This window comes from Mycobacterium kansasii ATCC 12478 (assembly GCF_000157895.3).
GTDB lineage: Bacteria > Actinomycetota > Actinomycetes > Mycobacteriales > Mycobacteriaceae > Mycobacterium > Mycobacterium kansasii.
Genome location: NC_022663.1, coordinates 3,229,461 through 3,246,924, shown reverse-complemented (window position 1 = coordinate 3,246,924; position 17,464 = coordinate 3,229,461). Strand labels below are relative to the sequence as shown.

General features: G+C 63.4%; 17 protein-coding genes. 9 read left to right on the top strand and 8 right to left on the bottom strand.

From position 1 onward, the window contains the following. Window positions 1–21: 21 nt before the first annotated feature. From gyrB to dnaA, 5 genes are all read right to left on the bottom strand, one after another. On the bottom strand, window positions 22–2,049 hold the full coding sequence (gyrB, locus tag MKAN_RS14150; RefSeq protein ID WP_023369023.1) for a DNA topoisomerase (ATP-hydrolyzing) subunit B: 2,028 nt from the start codon (window positions 2,047–2,049) through the stop codon (window positions 22–24). 256 nt (window positions 2,050–2,305) lie between these two features. After that, entirely contained in the window at window positions 2,306–2,860 is a 555-nt protein-coding gene (locus tag MKAN_RS14145) for a DUF721 family protein (protein ID WP_023369021.1), read from the bottom strand. Further along, entirely contained in the window at window positions 2,857–4,023 is a 1,167-nt protein-coding gene (gene recF / locus MKAN_RS14140; RefSeq protein ID WP_023369019.1) for a DNA replication/repair protein RecF, read from the bottom strand. The genes MKAN_RS14145 and recF overlap by 4 nt, the downstream gene beginning before the upstream one ends. A gap of 20 nt (window positions 4,024–4,043) precedes the next feature. Then, window positions 4,044–5,243: a DNA polymerase III subunit beta gene (gene dnaN / locus MKAN_RS14135; protein ID WP_023369018.1), complete on the bottom strand. Its 1,200-nt coding sequence runs from the start codon at window positions 5,241–5,243 to the stop codon at window positions 4,044–4,046. A 510-nt stretch (window positions 5,244–5,753) separates the two neighbouring features. After that, the gene (gene dnaA / locus MKAN_RS14130; protein ID WP_036395213.1) at window positions 5,754–7,298 is read right to left on the bottom strand and encodes a chromosomal replication initiator protein DnaA; all 1,545 of its coding nucleotides are present in this window, start codon (window positions 7,296–7,298) and stop codon (window positions 5,754–5,756) included. A 550-nt stretch (window positions 7,299–7,848) separates the two neighbouring features. On the opposite strand from dnaA, the gene rpmH reads away from it, so the two are divergent. From rpmH to MKAN_RS14095, 9 genes are all read left to right on the top strand, one after another. After that, window positions 7,849–7,992: a 50S ribosomal protein L34 gene (gene rpmH, locus MKAN_RS29700; protein ID WP_068111553.1), complete on the top strand. Its 144-nt coding sequence runs from the start codon at window positions 7,849–7,851 to the stop codon at window positions 7,990–7,992. Between the two features lie 23 nt (window positions 7,993–8,015). Next, the gene (gene rnpA, locus MKAN_RS14125; protein ID WP_023369014.1) at window positions 8,016–8,378 is read left to right on the top strand and encodes a ribonuclease P protein component; all 363 of its coding nucleotides are present in this window, start codon (window positions 8,016–8,018) and stop codon (window positions 8,376–8,378) included. After that, complete coding sequence (yidD, locus tag MKAN_RS29695) at window positions 8,375–8,716, top strand: membrane protein insertion efficiency factor YidD (protein ID WP_080674081.1); 342 nt, start codon at window positions 8,375–8,377, stop codon at window positions 8,714–8,716. The genes rnpA and yidD overlap by 4 nt, the downstream gene beginning before the upstream one ends. Continuing rightward, window positions 8,700–9,845, top strand: a complete 1,146-nt coding sequence (gene yidC, locus MKAN_RS14120; protein WP_023369012.1) for a membrane protein insertase YidC — start codon at window positions 8,700–8,702, stop codon at window positions 9,843–9,845. The genes yidD and yidC overlap by 17 nt, the downstream gene beginning before the upstream one ends. A 188-nt stretch (window positions 9,846–10,033) precedes the next feature. Next, the gene (locus MKAN_RS14115) at window positions 10,034–10,531 is read left to right on the top strand and encodes a Jag family protein (protein ID WP_082276409.1); all 498 of its coding nucleotides are present in this window, start codon (window positions 10,034–10,036) and stop codon (window positions 10,529–10,531) included. Window positions 10,532–10,633: 102 nt separating this feature from the next. Beyond that, entirely contained in the window at window positions 10,634–11,380 is a 747-nt protein-coding gene (gene rsmG, locus MKAN_RS14110) for a 16S rRNA (guanine(527)-N(7))-methyltransferase RsmG (protein WP_371685992.1), read from the top strand. A gap of 233 nt (window positions 11,381–11,613) precedes the next feature. After that, a complete protein-coding gene (locus tag MKAN_RS14105) occupies window positions 11,614–12,573 on the top strand; it encodes a ParA family protein (RefSeq protein WP_042313663.1) in 960 nt (319 codons plus the stop codon). Then, a complete protein-coding gene (locus MKAN_RS14100; protein ID WP_023369004.1) occupies window positions 12,570–13,550 on the top strand; it encodes a ParB/RepB/Spo0J family partition protein in 981 nt (326 codons plus the stop codon). The genes MKAN_RS14105 and MKAN_RS14100 overlap by 4 nt, the downstream gene beginning before the upstream one ends. Before the next feature lie 356 nt (window positions 13,551–13,906). Continuing rightward, window positions 13,907–14,668: a hypothetical protein gene (locus MKAN_RS14095; protein WP_023369002.1), complete on the top strand. Its 762-nt coding sequence runs from the start codon at window positions 13,907–13,909 to the stop codon at window positions 14,666–14,668. Between the two features lie 394 nt (window positions 14,669–15,062). Here the strand turns inward: MKAN_RS14095 and MKAN_RS14090 are convergent, their stop codons facing one another. The 3 genes from MKAN_RS14090 to esxG all read right to left on the bottom strand — a co-directional run bounded on the left by MKAN_RS14090 (window position 15,063) and on the right by esxG (window position 17,429). After that, the gene (locus tag MKAN_RS14090) at window positions 15,063–16,283 is read right to left on the bottom strand and encodes an N-acetylmuramoyl-L-alanine amidase (protein WP_023369000.1); all 1,221 of its coding nucleotides are present in this window, start codon (window positions 16,281–16,283) and stop codon (window positions 15,063–15,065) included. A 521-nt stretch (window positions 16,284–16,804) separates the two neighbouring features. After that, window positions 16,805–17,095, bottom strand: a complete 291-nt coding sequence (locus MKAN_RS14085; protein WP_023368998.1) for a WXG100 family type VII secretion target — start codon at window positions 17,093–17,095, stop codon at window positions 16,805–16,807. Window positions 17,096–17,135: 40 nt separating this feature from the next. Next, a complete protein-coding gene (gene esxG, locus MKAN_RS14080) occupies window positions 17,136–17,429 on the bottom strand; it encodes a type VII secretion system protein EsxG (RefSeq protein ID WP_023368996.1) in 294 nt (97 codons plus the stop codon). Between the last annotated feature and the right edge of the window lie 35 nt (window positions 17,430–17,464).

The following is a 17,464-nucleotide window of genomic DNA, read 5'->3' as shown; positions in this document are numbered from 1 at the left end:
GCACCGGCCCGCGCCGACAACTTAGACGTCAAGGAAGCGAACGTCCTTGGCGTTGCGCGTGATAAAGCTTCGGCGTGCATCCACGTCCTCGCCCATCAGGATGGAGAACAGCTCGTCGGCGGCTGCGGCGTCGTCCAACGTGACTTGGCGCAACACCCGCACCGACGGGTCCATGGTGGTTTCCCACAATTCCTTGGCATCCATTTCGCCTAGACCCTTGTAGCGCTGGATGCCGTCTTCCTTGTTGATCTTCTTGCCTGCCTTGAGCCCTGCCTCGAGCAACCCGTCACGTTCACGATCGGAGTAGGCGAATTCGGGGTCGGAACGTTGCCATTTCAATTTGTACAGCGGCGGCTGGGCCAGGAACACATGCCCGTTCTCGATGAGCGGACGCATGAAGCGAAACAACAACGTCAGCAACAACGTCGAGATGTGCTGGCCGTCGACGTCGGCGTCGGCCATGAGCACGATCTTGTGGTAACGCAGTCTCGCGATGTCGAATTCGTCGTGGATGCCGGTACCCAACGCGGTGATGATCGCCTGGACTTCGGTGTTCTTCAGCACCCGGTCGATGCGGGCCTTCTCGACGTTGATGATCTTGCCGCGCAACGGCAAGATGGCCTGGAACATCGAGTCGCGACCGCTCTTCGCCGAGCCGCCGGCTGAATCACCCTCCACCACATACAGTTCGGACTTGCGCGGGTCGGTCGAGCGGCAGTCGGCGAGCTTGCCGGGTAGTCCGCCCAGATCGGTTGCGCTCTTGCGGCGCACCAACTCGCGCGCCTTGCGGGCCGCAATGCGTGCTTGCGCCGATGAAACCGCCTTGTTGACAACGGTTTTAGCGTCAGCGGGGTTGGCCTCGAACCAATGGGTGAGCTGTTCGTTGCACACCTTCTGCACGAACGACTTCACCTCGGTGTTGCCCAGTTTCGTCTTGGTCTGGCCCTCGAACTGCGGCTCGCTGACCTTGACCGAAATCACCGCGGCCAACCCTTCCCGGATGTCGTCGCCGGTGAGGTTGGGGTCCTTTTCCTTGAGCAGTTTGCGGTCCTTGGCGTACTTGTTCACCACCGAGGTCAGCGCGCTGCGGAACCCCTCTTCGTGGGTCCCACCCTCGTGGGTGTTGATGGTGTTGGCGAAGGTATGCACCGACTCCGAATAGCCGGCATTCCACTGCATCGCGATCTCCACTTCGTGGCCGGGTCCCTTACCGGAGAAGTCGACGATGCTGCTGTGGATGGCGTTCTTGGTCCGGTTGATGTGCTTGACGAAGTCAACCAGACCCCCGGGATAGTGGAAGGTACGCTTCTTGACCTTGTGCGGGGCGGCGGATTCGGCCGCCTTCTCGCTGGCCGACTTTGGGGCCTCGGCGACGTCGCTGACCACCTCGTCGACGACCTCGTCCTGGGTCACCCGCTGATCGGTCAGATTGATGGTGAGCCCCTTGTTGAGAAACGCCATCTCCTGCAACCGTCGTGCGACGGTTTCGAAGTCGTACTCGGTGGTCTCAAAAACATTGGGATCGGCCCAGAACCGCACCGTCGTGCCGGTCTTCTTAGTCGGCGCGCCTTGCTTGAGTCCCATCGGCTCGGATTTCTCGTAAACCTGCGACCACTCATGGCCGTCGCGCTTGATCTCCACCTCCAGCCGGGTGGACAGTGCGTTGACCACCGAGACACCCACACCGTGCAGCCCGCCCGATATCGCGTAGGCGTCGGAATCGAACTTCCCGCCGGCGTGCAGCTGGGTCATCACCACGTCCACGGTCGGTATGCCGGAGGCGTGCATTGCGACCGGGATTCCACGGCCGTCGTCGGCCACCTCGACACCGCCGTCCTCGAGCAGCACCACGCTTACGGTGGCCGCGTAACCGGCCATCGCCTCGTCGACCGCGTTGTCGACCACCTCCCAGATGAGATGGTGCAGACCACGCTCACCGGTCGAGCCGATGTACATGCCGGGACGTTTGCGGACGGCCTCTAGTCCCTCGAGAATCGTGATGGATGCAGCGCCGTATTCGTCTTGGGCCTTCTTCTTCTGGGCAGCCACGGTCCGAATGTTCTCCTCGGGGTTGCAATGCGAGCGGTCCAGTCACCGCAGCGGGTCGTGTACCTACTCTACCGTGAGCACCTGTCCGCACCGATTCTCTAGGCGCGTTTCCACCTATCTAACTGCGCCGTGCGCTCGATATCTTCTAGGAGGACGCGTCCGGACGTCGGGGATACAGGTCCGCTCCGTCCTGGTGGATTTCAGACGTCGGACGAAATGGAGCTCGGGCCGACTCTTGATGGACCCTGGTTATGGGCTAGCCATAGGTGTCGCGAGGCCCTCTACCGGCGATGTGTCGCGGCCCTTTGCGCCACGACGGTGCGGCCGGGCCGGTGATTTTCAGCGTGGTCACCACGCCGTTGCCCACCGCGGCGGCGATCTTGGCCAGTAGTTGGGCTTGCATGATCCGCAACTGCGTGGCCCATGCGGTCGATTCGGCAGTCACGCTGAGCACACCGTCGTCTAGCGAGGTGGGAGTCGCATGATCGGCGATCTGGTGGCCGACGACTGAAGCCCACTGGCCCAGCACGGTGCCCTCGGCAACACGTCCGGACCAACCGCGCTTCTTCGCCAGTTCGCGGGCTAACTTGCCCAACGGTTGCGGATCGCGAGCGTCGGGTCCCGGACCCGACCAACTTCGGCGCTGTCCGGCGACGCGTCGCGATGAAACAGGCTGCGCCACCGGCCCGCGCCCGAGACCCCGTCCCCGGGCACGAGCGGCAGCCTGAGCCTCTGCCAGGGTGCGTCGAACCAAGTCGATAGCGTTGTCGGGTTGCGGGGTGTGCTCCGGGATTGATTGCTCGCCGTTCACGCGGACACCACCGATAACCGTCCGTCGGCACCGTCACGCAAATCGATCTGCACCCGTTTCGCGTCCCAACCCGCCGGAATGTCTTCCGGCACCGCCGCAGTCACCACAACCTGTTCGGCCGACTCCGCCACGCTCGCCAGGGCTCTACGGCGCCTGGTATCCAGCTCCGCAAAAACGTCGTCCAACAACAACACCGGGTCACTACCCTCGACCCGCAACAGTTCATAGGCGGCCAGCCGCAATGCCACCGCCATCGACCACGACTCCCCATGGCTGGCAAAACCTTTGGCGGGTTGGTCACCCAACCGCAATTCCAGGTCGTCGCGGTGCGGACCGACCAGACATACCCCACGTTCCACCTCGGCATCACGACGGGCGGCCAGCGCCGCCAACAGCCGGGCCTCCAGGTATCCGCGATCGGCAGTCCCGTCAGGTTCGTCAGATCCGGGGACCACCGACGTCATGCTGGCCCGGTACTCGATGGACGCCGTGCGTGACTCCGGCGCCAGCAGTTGATACGCCTTCGCCACCTCCGGGGCTAATTGACTCACCAAATCCATACGGGCGGCCATCAATTCGGCGCCGTGCTCGGCCAGTCGGCTATCCCAGACATCCAGCGTGTCCAGCACACCGCGGTCCCCTCGATACCTTGCGCCCGCCACAGATTTCAGCAGCGCGGTACGCTGCCGCAGCACCTTGTCGTAATCGGCCCGCACGGCGGCCACGGCCGGGCGGCGCACTGTGGCCAAATCGTCGAGGTAGCGACGTCGATCCGCCGGATCCCCGCGCACCAATGCCAAATCCTCGGGAGCGAACAGCACTGCTCGCAACACCCCGACCACTTCGCGGGTACTGCGCACCGGTGACCGGTTGAGCCGGGCCTTGTTCGCCCGTCCCGCGGCGATCTCCAGGTCCACCGCGCATTCCCGACCGTCGCTGACCACGATCGTCGAGATCACCGCACGGTCAGCGCCGGCCCGGATCAACGGCGCGTCGGTGCCGACCCGATGCGAACCCAAGGTGCTCGAATACCACAGTGCCTCAATGAGATTCGTCTTGCCGAAGCCGTTCGGACCAACGAACACGGTCCGCCCCGGGTGTAACTCCAGGTCCGCGTGCGCCCACGAGCGGAAATCACGCAATCCCAAATGCCGGACGTACACCTACTTCGGCACCACAACGATCAGCCCGGCAACCGAACCGGCATCAGCAGGTAGACGTAGTCCGTCGGCACCGCCGCGAAGGGACCACTACCGGTCGGCGTGGCATCCTCGGCTGATGCGGGACGCAGCAGAGCGGGCTTTCCCGGGGTGGTGAAACCAAACGACACCCGCTCGGAATGCAACGAGCCCAGACCGTCGGTCAGATATGTCGGGTTGAACGCGATCGTCAACGGTTCACCGGCGAAGTCGACGGCAAGGTCTTCCTCGGCTCGTCCGACATCGTCGGCGCCGGCGGAAAGCCGCAGTGTCCCTTCGGCGAATTCCATGCGGACCTGCGCGCCGCGATCGGCAACCAGCGCGACCAGCTTGATCGCTTCGGTCAACTCCGCCACATCCGCGGTGGCCACCGCGGTGTGCTCGACCGGCAGCAGCTGGCGAAATTTCGGAAACTCCGCGTCCAGCAACCGGGTCGTGCTGCGCTTGCCGTTACCGCTGATCCCCAGCAGCCCGTCCTTGCCGACGCCGGTGCCGGCACCCAATGACAGCCGAACATCAGATCCGTCGCTGTTGGCCTTGGCGGCCTCGGCCAATGTCTTGGCCGGAACCAGCACCGAGGCTTCGATGTCAGGCGACAATGCGGTCCACGTCAATTCGCGAACTGCCAGGCGGAACCTGTCGGTCGCCGCTAAAACCACCGTGTGACCGGCGATCTCAACGCGGATACCGGTCAACATCGGCAGTGTGTCGTCACGGCCGGCCGCGATGGCGACCTGGCTGATGGCCTCGGCGAACAGATCCGACGGCAGCGTCCCGGTGTCATCGGGCAGCGTCGGCAGCGTCGGGTAGTCCTCCACCGCCATGGTCGGCAGCGAGAACCTGGCGTTTCCGCAGGTCAAGGCGACCCGGTTGCCGTCGACGTAGAAATCGACCGGCTTATTGGGCAAGGCGCGAGTGATGTCGGACAACAGCCGGCCTGAAACCAAAACACTTCCCGGAGAAGCTATTTCGGCAGCAACCTGTACTTCGGCGGAAACCTCGTAATCGAACCCGGAAATTGTCAGCCCGTCGTCTGAGCCCGTCAACAACACACCTGAGAGCACCGGCACGGCCGGCCTGGTCGGCAGGTTCTTCGCCACCCACGACACCGCCTCGGCGAACGACTCCTTCACCAAGCGAAACTTCAAGTCGGTGAGACCAGTCTGGGTCGTAGCCGCGTCCATTGCGTCCCTTCACCTAACAGTGAGTTCGATCCCTAGATCCGTGAGCCAGCTCCCGCTGCCGGCATCGCGACTGCCCGTGACGTAACACCGCAACGGCAGTCGAACAACAACCGTAGAACGTCTGGCCCCAAGTTGAAAGCTAATCGTCAACGCTGACATGTCGGGCTACGCACCCTCGCGAGAGACCCTGTGTGCCGGGTGTCCCCAGACCCGTTCTTCTAAGGACAACCCTCGAATAGATCTCAATAACAGTAATAAGGGGTGTGAGTTCTGGGGATGGCCCGGTGTCGGTGCTGCTAGGCGGCGAACCGGGATGTGGATGACGACGTGGTGGACTGTGTGGGCCGTGTGGGCTGCTGGGGATGAATCGGCAGTTGTGCAAGGGAAGGCCGAAGTGTGCAATGCAGTTTCGAGTGGCTGTGCACATAACTACCCACACCGGATGGGTGTGGCTGCTGTGACTGGCGGGAGAGAAGTTTTTTGCAGAAGGCGACCGGAAATGCACCGGGTTCATCGCTTGGAGCGCTGACGGATCCTTGTCGTGAGCTCTTTGACGTGATCGAAGACTTCGCGGCGTTCGGCCATTTCGGACAAGATCTTGCGTTGGGCGTACATGACCGTGGTGTGGTCGCGGCCGAACGCCTGACCGATCTTGGGCAGAGACAGATCGGTGAGCTCCCGGCAGAGGTACATCGCGATCTGGCGTGACTGGGCCAGCGATCGCGTCTTGCCCGGTCCGCGCAGCTCTTCGACCGTGGTGTCGAAGTATTCGGCGGTGGCGGCCATGATGGTCGCCGCGCTGATTTGCATGGCGGTGGCGTCGGCGATGAGATCACGCAGGACGATCTCGGCCAGGGCTTTGTCGATCGGGGTCTTGTTCAGCGAAGCGAATGCGGTGACCCGGATCAGTGCACCCTCGAGTTCGCGGATGTTGCGTTCGATGCTGCTGGCAATGAGTTCCAGGACATCGTCGGGTACCGCGAGCCGTTCCATCTGTGCCTTCTTGCGCAAGATGGCGATGCGGGTCTCCAACTCCGGGGGCTGCACATCGGTGATCAGGCCCCATTCGAACCGGGTCCGCAGCCGGTCTTCGAGTGTGGCGAGCTGTTTGGGCGGCCGGTCGGAGGAGATGACGATCTGCTTGTTCGCGTTGTGCAGCGTGTTGAAGGTGTGGAAGAACTCCTCCTGAATGCCTTCCTTGCCTTCGATGAACTGGATGTCATCCACGAGCAACACGTCGACGTCGCGGTAGCTGCGCTTGAAGGCGACCTTACGGTCGTCACGCAAGGAGTTGATGAAGTCGTTGGTGAATTCCTCGGTGGAGACGTACTTGACCCGCATACCCGGGAACAGTCGCTGCGTGTAATTGCCGGCCGCGTGCAAGAGGTGAGTTTTGCCCAGTCCCGACTCGCCCCAGATGAAGAGGGGGTTGTAGGCGCGCGCAGGTGCTTCGGCGATGGCCAGGGTGGCGGCGTGCGCGAACCGATTGGAGGCGCCGATCACGAAGGTGTCGAACGTGTAGCGGCGGTTGAGGCTGGTTCCGCCGGTGGCAGCGACCGTATCGGCGGTGCCCGACGGGCGCTTGGTGAAGTAGGTGGGCCAACCGGGTCGAGGGCCGCCGGCGGTCTCGTCGGCGTCGTCGGTGTCTCCGGGGGCTTCGGGGGTTTCGGGTGACGTTTCCCGTGACATTTCCAGGCCGGAATCATCGGCCGGCTGCGCACCCTCGTCGGCGTCAGTCGTGGGCGGAGGTGGCGCGATGCGAACCCCGAGTTGGATCTGGTGACCAAGTCGTCGACTCAGCGCGTCGGTGATCGGGGTGCGCAGGTGACGCTCGATCTCGTTTTGGACGAAGCTGCTCGGGACCGACAACAGCGCAAACCCCTCGACGATGGTGAGCGGTTGGACAAGGTTCAACCAGGCTCGTTGCTGAGGAGTGAGGGGAGTGGTGAGGGTGGTGCCAGTGTGCGCGATGCCGTCAGCGTTGAGTTCCCCGTTGAGTTCGGAGACGACCGCATTCCACACCGAGGCAAAGCCGGATCCGGGATCATCGGTCAACGACGCATCCCCCTGGTCCGACATCGAGGTGCAATTGTCGGCGAATAGCAAACTGTCCACATGGTTATCCACAGTTGTGGAAAGGACGGTCGACTACGTTCCGTAACCTTTCGGCCACGGCCCGCGATCTCCGCGCTGCATCCAACCACCCGGCTGTCGGGGCAGCTAGTCGATCCGCCATCCTCGCTTCATCGTCGGCTGCCGTTTCAGTCCGAAACAGCACTGCCCGAAGCTAACAGTTTTCGGTGCGGCTGCCAACAGTTCTTTCGTTTTCGGTTAGCGGTCTTTGGATGTGCGTGGAATATGGAGTGTGTTAGAGGCAGCCATCTTTCGGGGCGGGCCGGTTCAGCCTGAGTCTGTTGGGACTGGCGAGGTTTGACCAGGCGAAGGCTCGTCAGTACCCTCAAACAGTCGCCCGAAAGTCGGCGATACGGCTGCGACCTGGATGAGAGTCCGGGGACCGCGCCGGCCAGCTGCCAGACCACCTCCGGCCGCCGAGTGTGCACGATGAGCGGGCGGATGGTATGCGAGACACATCGAGGAGAACGCCGTGGCCAAGGGCAAGCGGACCTTCCAGCCGAACAACCGGCGTCGAGCCCGCGTTCATGGTTTTCGACTGCGGATGCGTACCCGGGCCGGGCGAGCCATCGTGTCCGGCCGGCGCCGTAAGGGCCGCCGCGCACTGACTGCCTGATCGTCGCGGCAGGTTTCTTAGCGGTGCTGTCCGCACGCAACCGCATGAGGCGGTCAACCGAGTTTGACGCAACCGTCAAGTACGGGGTCCGTACCGTACAGCCCGACGTGGTCGTCCATGTCCGGCGGGGTACGCAATCGCAGGACTGCAGCGGTCCGCGGGTGGGGTTGATTATCGCCAAATCGGTGGGTACCGCGGTCGAACGGCATCGCGTTGCACGCCGGTTGCGACACGTCGCCCGGCCGCTACTCGGCAACCTGCATCCGTGCGACCAAGTGGTGATTCGGGCACTGCCGAGCAGTCGGCAGGTGTCGTCGGTGCGTCTGGAACAACAGGTGCGACGCGGCTTGCGACGAGCCTTCGAATCGGCGGGTGCCGACCGGTGACCCAGTCGGCGTGGAGTCCCGCGAGCGTGGTGAAAGCCACTGGGCGGTGGACGGCCCGCGCACTGATTTTCGTGATCAATCTCTATCGGCACATGGTCTCTCCGCTACGGCCGGCCTCGTGTCGTTTTGTCCCAACCTGCAGCCAGTACGCCGTGGCTGCGCTGACCGAATACGGCCTGATCCGGGGGAGCTGGCTGACGGTGGCCAGGCTCGCTAAGTGCGGACCCTGGCATCGGGGAGGATGGGATCCGATACCAGAGCGCCAGCGATATTCGGACTGCTGCGCTGTCGGCGGGGACCTGCCGGCGAAGCAAGGGGAGCGTGAGTCTTTTGTTTGATTTCTTCAGCCTCGACTTCGTCTACTACCCGGTGTCGTGGATCATGTGGGTCTGGTACAAGCTGTTCGCGCTGATTTTCGGTCCGTCGAACTTCTTCGCGTGGGCGCTGTCGGTGATGTTCCTGGTGTTCACGCTGCGTGCCCTGCTCTACAAACCGTTCGTCCGGCAGATCCGCACCACCCGCCAGATGCAAGAACTGCAGCCGCAGATCAAGGCGCTGCAGAAGAAGTACGGCAAGGATCGCCAACGCATGGCGATGGAGATGCAGAAGCTGCAACGCGAACACGGGTTCAATCCGATCTTGGGTTGCTTGCCGATGTTGGCGCAGATCCCGGTGTTCTTGGGCCTGTATCACGTGTTGCGTTCGTTCAACCGCACGACGGGCGGTTTCGGCCAGCCGCAGATGTCGGTGGTGGAGAACCGGCTCACCGGCAATTACGTCTTTACCCCGACCGACGTGGGCCACTTCCTGGACGCCAACCTGTTCGGCGCCCCGATCGGGGCGTCGATGACTCAGCGCGGTGGGTTGGACGCGTTCGTCGATTTCAGCCGGCCCGCTGTGATTGCGGTCGGTGTGCCGGTCATGATCTTGGCCGGGATCGCGACCTACTTCAACAGCCGGGCATCCATTGCCCGGCAGAGCCCGGAGGCGGCGGCGAACCCGCAGACCGCGATGATGAACAAGTTGGCGCTCTATGTTTTCCCGCTGGGCGTCGTCGTCGGTGGCCCCTTCCTTCCGCTGGCGATCATCCTGTACTGGTTTTCGAACAACATCTGGACGTTTGCTCAGCAGCATTACGTGTTCGGGATGATCGAAAAAGAGGACGAGGCCAAGAGGCAGGAAGTGCTGCAGCGCAGGGCGGCCAACGCGCCTGCCCCGGGAGCCAAGCCGAAGCGCCTGCCCAAGGCGGCGTCTGGCGGAGGTGATGGGTCGGTAGCGGAGCCGGTGTCCGATGCGGATGCCGAGGGCGGCGTGAAGAAGACCGACTCGGCTGATCAGAGCCCGGAAGGGAAGTCCGAGAAGGAACCACGGACTCCGGCCGGCAAGCCGCCTCAGACCGGCCGGAACAACGCCCCCGCCGGCCGCACACCGCGCCCGGGTGCGCGGCCCAAGAAGCGCAAACGGTAAGAGCGCGACACAGCCTTTGCGGGACGAGCGGCACGACCGCCCAGAAAGCCTCAGCAGAATGCCGCGAAACATCGCCAACACTGACCCGTGAGTGAGGGAGAAAAGCCATGACTGATGCCGAAACCACCGAGCTCGACATAGAGAGCAAGTCAGCGGTGGGGGATGTGCCCGATGTCGCAGAGGACGTGATGCCGGCTAGCGTCGATGCCGACGAGACCGATCTGGAAGAGCGGTTGGTCGCCGAAGGGGAAATCGCCGGCGACTACTTGGAAGAGTTGTTGGACCTCTTGGACTTCGACGGCGATATCGATCTGGACGTCGAGGGTAACCGCGCGGTGGTCAGCATCGACGGCAGCGACGACCTGAATAAGTTGGTGGGTCGCGGGGGAGAGGTGCTGGATGCTCTGCAGGAGCTCACCCGATTGGCGGTGCACCAGAAGACCGGGGTGCGGAGTCGATTGATGCTCGATATTGCAAGCTGGCGCCGGCGCCGCCGAGAAGAATTGGCGGCCTTGGGGGAAAGGGTGGCGCGGCGCGTCGCCGAGAGCGGTGAACGTCAGGAACTCGCGCCGATGACGCCGTTCGAACGCAAGATCGTCCACGATGCGGTCGCCGCAGTGCCCGGTGTGCACAGCGAAAGCGAGGGCGCCGAGCCGTCGCGGCGTGTTGTGGTGCTGCGCGACTAACCCGTTATCCGACCGCGATCTCGCCGCGATATTGGGGTCAGTGAGTTACAGCTATGTAGTTCGGGCGGACTGGGTCATCGGCAGAGCTCGGAAGATCGGAGATTGTTTCACGTGAAACATGGACGCTCTGCCGAGCCGCCCCGGCCGTTGCGACCCGTATTGGAACCCATGCACCCCGACAGGTCCGGCATCCCGATGGCGATTTTTGGCGACCGGCTTGGACTCGCCCGGCGATACGCCGACTGGTTGGCGGGACCCGGCGTCGAGCGCGGGTTACTGGGCCCGCGTGAAGCCGAGCGGGTCTGGGAGCGCCACCTATTGAACTGTGCCGTGATCGGCGAGCTCGTCGGTGCGGGTGAACGGGTCGTCGACATCGGCAGCGGCGCCGGACTGCCCGGTGTGCCGCTGGCCCTGGCGCGGCCCGACCTCCGGATCATTCTTCTGGAGCCGTTGCTGCGCCGCAGTGAATTTCTATGTGCGGTCGTCGCGGACCTGGAGTTGGCAGTGGATGTGGTGCGGGGCCGGGCCGAGGATCCGGCGGTACGGAAGCGGCTTGGCGCCAGCGATGTCGCGGTGTCACGGGCGGTGGCCCCATTGGACAAACTGACGAAGTGGAGTATGGCGTTGCTGAAGCGTGACGGGCGAATGCTTGCGATCAAGGGAGAGCGGGCCGCCGATGAAGTGGAGAAGTATCGGCGTGTAATGGCCGCATCGGGTGTGCGTGATGTCAGGGTAGTGGAATGTGGCGCGAACTATTTACGGCCAACCGCAACCGTGGCGGTGGTGGCACGGCGCGAAGGTCAGGACCGACCGGATCGGGGGCGATCAGCGAACGGGGTAGCGATATGAACACACTCCGGCTTTCCGCCGCACCGGCAGCAGCCGGTTCTTCAGCGCAGACGGGGATCATTTCGGCCCCGGCGCCAGGGCCTGCGGCACCATTTTCGGTAGACCTACCTGATGCGGAAGCGCGGACCGCATCTGCCAGGCCGCCGGTGTCCGGGTCGCTGTCGACGGTGACCGCCAGCGTGGCGAAGACCTTCGCGGGTGCCAACACGGTCGATGGCGGAACCTCCACCGCCGTGGTGCCCCCCGAGTTGGCGTCGGCGGCCGAAACAACGCACAATCCCACGGTGAATGTTTCACGTGAAACATCAACCGAAATCGACACCCCGATTGGCGCCGCAGCCGAACGCGCCATGCGCGTCCTGCACACCACCCACGAACCGTTACCGCGGCCCCACCAGCGGCGTCTTTTCACCGTCGCTAACCAGAAGGGCGGCGTGGGGAAGACGACCACCGCGGTCAACCTCGCCGCCGCGCTCGCCGTTCAGGGACTCAAGACGCTCGTCATCGATCTCGATCCACAGGGCAACGCAAGCACGGCGCTAGGTATCACCGAACGGCAATCCGGGACACCGTCGTCCTACGAAGTGCTCATCGGCGAAGTGTCACTGCGGCGGGCAATACGGCGTAGCCCGCACAGCGAGCGCCTGTTCTGCGTCCCGGCGACAATCGATCTCGCCGGCGCCGAGATCGAACTGGTGAGCATGGTGGCGCGTGAAAACCGGTTGCGTACCGCGCTGGCCGAACTCGACCACCTCGACTTCGACTACGTCTTTGTCGACTGCCCCCCGTCGTTGGGCCTGCTCACCATCAATGCACTGGTCGCCGCCCCGGAGGTGTTGATCCCGATTCAGTGCGAGTATTACGCGCTGGAGGGCGTGTCACAGTTGATGCGCAACATCGAGATGGTGAAGGCACACCTCAACCCCGAACTCGAAGTCACCACGGTAATCCTGACGATGTATGACGGGCGGACCAAGCTAGCCGATCAGGTGGCGGAAGAGGTCCGCCGGTATTTCGGAAGTAAGGTATTGCGGACGGTGATTCCACGCAGCGTCAAGGTATCGGAGGCGCCGGGCTACAGCATGACGATCATCGATTACGATCCCGGTTCTCGGGGAGCAATGAGCTACCTCGATGCCAGTCGTGAACTGGCCGATCGTGATCGACCATCAGCCGGGAGGGGACGACAATGACGCAGCCGTCACGCCGGAAAGGCGGCCTTGGGCGGGGACTGGCTTCGCTGATACCCACCGGTCCCGCCGACGGTGAGTCCGGGCCGTCGTTCGGCCCACGGATGGGGTCGGCGACCGCCGACGTCGTGATCGGCGGGCCCGCGCTCGATGCCAGCCCGATGGGTGCGGTGTACCGCGAGATCGCTCCGTCGGACATCGAGGCCAATCCCCGGCAACCACGCCAGGTTTTCGACCAGGAGGCACTGCAGGAATTGGTGCACTCGATCCGCGAGTTCGGGCTCCTGCAGCCAATCGTGGTGCGGGCGATCGAGGCAACGCCAAGCGGTGCGCACTACCAAATCGTGATGGGGGAGCGACGTTGGCGCGCTGCCCAAGAGGCCGGCCTGGCCACGATTCCCGCTATCGTGCGCGAAACCGGTGACGATAGTCTGCTGCGCGATGCCCTATTGGAAAACATCCATCGGGTCCAGTTGAACCCGCTGGAGGAGGCAGCCGCCTACCAACAGCTACTCGATGAATTCGGCGTCACCCACGATGAACTGGCCGCACGCATCGGCCGGTCGCGCCCGTTGATCACCAACATGATCCGGTTGCTCAAGCTGCCAATCCCCGTTCAGCGGCGGGTCGCCGCAGGGGTGTTGTCGGCTGGTCATGCGCGTGCGCTGCTGTCGCTAGAGGCTGGGCCGGAGGCACAGGAGGAACTGGCGAGCCGAATCGTCGCCGAGGGTCTGTCGGTGCGAGCCACTGAGGAGGCCGTCACGCTGGCCAACCGGGCCGGTACCAGCACACCAACTCCGCCGCGGCGCAAACCGATCCACATGCCCGGGCTTCAAGACGTTGCCGAGCGTCTATCGACCGCCTTCGACACCCGGGTCACGGTCAGCCTTGGCAAACGCAAGGGCAAGATCGTGGTCGAGTTCGGTTCGGTGGACGATTTGCAGCGGATCATCGGCTTGATGACCGATGCAAACGCGTGAGCCGCAACACCGGGTAATTACGTCACTGTGACACTGACGCGGTTCCGGAATAGGGAGGCAGTGCTTGTTGCGGTGTACTTCAGCGCGGACCCCATGTGCGCCAAGGGTTTTCGTGACACGACCGGTTGGTTGTGAGCAGCGGAGCCGGTCGTGACGCGGCAGCGGCCGGCAGCGGCCCGGGTGGCCAACCGATACTGGCCCAATTGCGACCAACTCTCCTATCCTGGAGAGGTTGCTGGTGCACATCAGCCGGGGGAGATCAGGGCTGTGGGCGTGGCCGTGCGACAACGTCGGCCGAAGGGCCGGCAGAGGAGCGGCGCTGACAGTTGCAGTACCGCACGGAGGCCAGGAGACTAGTGTCTGCTCGTATCACAGCGCTGCGGCTCGAAGCCTTTGAGCAGCTACCCAAGCACGCGCGCCGGTGCGTCTTCTGGGAAGTGGACCCCGCGACCCTGGGCAACGATCACCACCTCGCCGACCCGGAATTCGAAAAAGAAGCCTGGCTGTCAATGGTGATGTTGGAATGGGGTTCGTGCGGTCAGGTGGCGACGGCGATTCCGGATGAACGCAGTGACGCCGAACCGCCCTGTCTGGGGTACGTGTTCTACGCTCCGCCGCGAGCCGTACCGCGGGCCCACCGGTTCCCGACCGCGCCGGTGTCTGCCGATGCGGTGTTGTTGACGTCGATGGGTATCGAACGCGGACAAGCCCCCGATGATTTGCCGCACAGCCTGATCGCCGGGGTGGTCGACGAACTGGTCCGACGCGGGGTACGTGCGCTGGAAGCTTTCGGCCGCACGGTGGAGGTGGCCGACTTACAGGACCCTGGATTGATCGATCCGGAAGTGCGCCCAGTGCTCGAGGTTGTCGGTGACTGCTCCGTCGACCACTGCGTCATCGACGCAGACTTCTTGACCGACATGGGTTTTGTGGTGGTGGCCCCGCACAGGTACTTCCCGCGGTTGCGGCTCGAACTGGACAAAGGCTTTGGGTGGAAGGCCGAGGTAGAGGCGGCTTTGGAGCGATTGCTGGAAAATGCGCAGCTGCAACAACCCGTGGGGGCGGCTACGACGGCCAGTTCTACTGCTAGTTCCAGCGCCAGTTCTAGCTCCGCGTGAGGGCCGAAGTTCACGATCAGGCCAACTTGGTGGTTCAGGCTGCGGTCCAGTTGTCGCCAGGCTTGCGCCAGGTCGCGCGACGGGCGAGATCTGTCGAGATCTGTTGGTAGCCTTGGGTCTAACTCGGCAACATGCCCGTAGACCTCGGTGAGAAAGGCTGCACGTCGGCCACCACCGCCTCCCTGATCTCAACAACCCGAGGCTACGACCGACACCAGGGATCTCCGAACACGGAGATCCCTCATCATGTCAGCACCTCCACCGCACGGCCGAAATCAAACCCAGCAAGCATTTCTATGAGCACGCTCGCTACCGCCAGGCCCGGTACGTCTAGGTCTAGGCCCGGTACCCTGACGGCTCGGAGAACGATGCGCCCCGGGAACTTCAAGACAATTCAGGAACCGCCGAGCCTGCTGGCCCGCTCCACCGACAGCTCGTGGGCTAATAACTCGGCGAAAGTGAAAGTGCCTGTGGGGCGGTCGTTTTTACCCAGCAAGTAGAGGCGCTTGACTGCGGCAAGAATACCTTCGGCAATGGCGTCACGGGTCTGTGTTGAGACCAGCATCTCCCGGTCATGGGGGTTGGTGATATAGCCGATGTCGACTTGAACGGTCGGCATCCGGGTCAGCCGCAACAGATCCCATGTCCGGCCATGGGTACGGCAATCCCGTAAACCAGTGCGTGCCACCACTTCTCGCTGAATGAAGTCAGCCAGATTGCGACCGATGGTGGATACCGACCCGTGCGAGTTACCGAAGTGGAACGAGGCGACGCCGTTAGCCGAAGGACTGGCTTGGGTCTCGCAGCGCAGGCTGATCATCAGGTCTGCGCCAACTGCGTTGGCGGTGGCAGCGCGTTCGGCGTCTGACGGGCTGCGGTTGGCCGGTCGGGACAAGAAGGTCTCCATGCCGATGGCCGACATTCGTCCTTCGAGGCGACTCGCCAAGTCCCACAAGACATCTCCCTCGCTGATCGGCCCGGCCGGGCCTTGGGTGATCAGGCCGTGATCGGCACCCCCGCGGCCGGGATCGATGATGATGCGCTTGCCGGACAACTTGGGACCCGAACGGCGGACCAGCTCCTCTTCCCGAATCGCGTGCGGAGAGCCGCCGCTGACGCGTGAACTGAGAAAGTACAAGGACCGCAACGTTTCCGGGCCGCAGATACCGTCGGGGGCGAGCCCGTACTCACGCTGGTACGACATCAGCGCATTGTGCGTCTGTAACCCGAAATATCCGTCGACCAGCCCCGTGTAGAACCCGAGATCTTGAAGTCGGGCCTGTAGTGTCGCCACATCGTCGCCGTATAGGGGCGCACCGAATTGGTGATAGAGCGTGCGGGCACCGAGCCGGTAGGAAGCCTCCTTCAACGCCCGATAGGTGGCCTCGCCGACGATGCCGTCAACAAGCAGTCCGCGATGCTGCTGGAAGGCACGTACCGCTTGGTCGAGTTCGGCGTCGAACACCTCGAGTGCGATGTGGCGGCCGGTGATCAGGTCTTCGTCGGGATTATCTAGCATCCCCAGCGCGGCCAGCGCAGCGCGGATCTCGGTGACAGCGGCGCTACGGTCACCACAGCGCAGCGCGTCGCCGTCTTCGCGGCGCGGACTCGGCATACCAAAGGCCCTCCAGGACTCACTGACCTCGCTGACAAATGCAACACAGCTAGCCGCTATTGTCGCAGACGCTTCCCAATTTCGGGAAAACCCCAGGCTGATCCGGGCCCCGACGCGTCGTCCAGGCGGCGGTTTGGTCGCGGCACTACAACTACTGCGACATGACGGAATGGCACGGTATGGCGAAGTGGCGTTGCGGCGCGCGGAGGGTTCTTGCCACCGAAACCTGGGCGGCTTGAGTAATTTCCCGATGCTCTTTGCTGCGGGTTGCAACTTCGATGGCCGGGAGGGATCGGGGCGATGTCGGCGAGTTTGTCGACGTCGACGGGGGCGTATGTGCTTGCTGTATTTCGAGCCGTGTCCGAAATGAAGTTGAATCGGTCTGGAACGGCCTTGCGCACGGGACCAAACACGGTGGAGGCCAGGCCCGCGGGGCTGCTCGAGGTCGTGATTAGCCGACTGGCGACTGTCAGGTTCGCTCGAGCAGTCCCGCGGAACTGGCCTCCAACGGATGCTTTAGGCTAGGCGCCCCATTTGGCGGCTTCGGCCATGTCGCGGGCGTTCATCGCCAACGTGTTGGATTCATGCGTGGAGGCCATTGACTGATACGCGCTGACCAGTTCCTGCATGGATTGATTCCACTGCGCTTGCCAACCCTGATAGGTCAGCCCGGTGTCGCCCTGCCACGCATTGGACAATGCGGCCTGCTCGGTGGCTATGTCGGCACCCAGGCTGTGCAGCGTTCCGGCATACCCGGACATATCCCCGGCATGAGCCATCATGGCGGGGTAGTTGTACATAATCTGCGACATCACAAACCCTTTCAGAAAATGACGATGGTTAACTCGGGCCTCAGAAGCCGGTGTAGGCCGAAGCTGCAGCGGCATCGGCGGCCACATAGGTGCCGGCGGCGTCGCCGAGATTGGCCTGCGCGATGTCCAGCAACGCGTTCACCTTGGCGGCCGCCTCGACAAACCGGGCATGCGAGGCCTGAAATGCCGCCGCTGACTCACCCTGATGAAATGCCTGCGCCGACATCGCGGACTGCTCAGCCGAACTGATGGTGTGCCGCATTAATCCCGCCTTGGCGGCAAACGCTGACTGCGACGCCACCAACTGCGGAATATGTGCATCCAATAAACTCACAACAACTCTCCTTCAGACTCGATTTCCGTGACTTC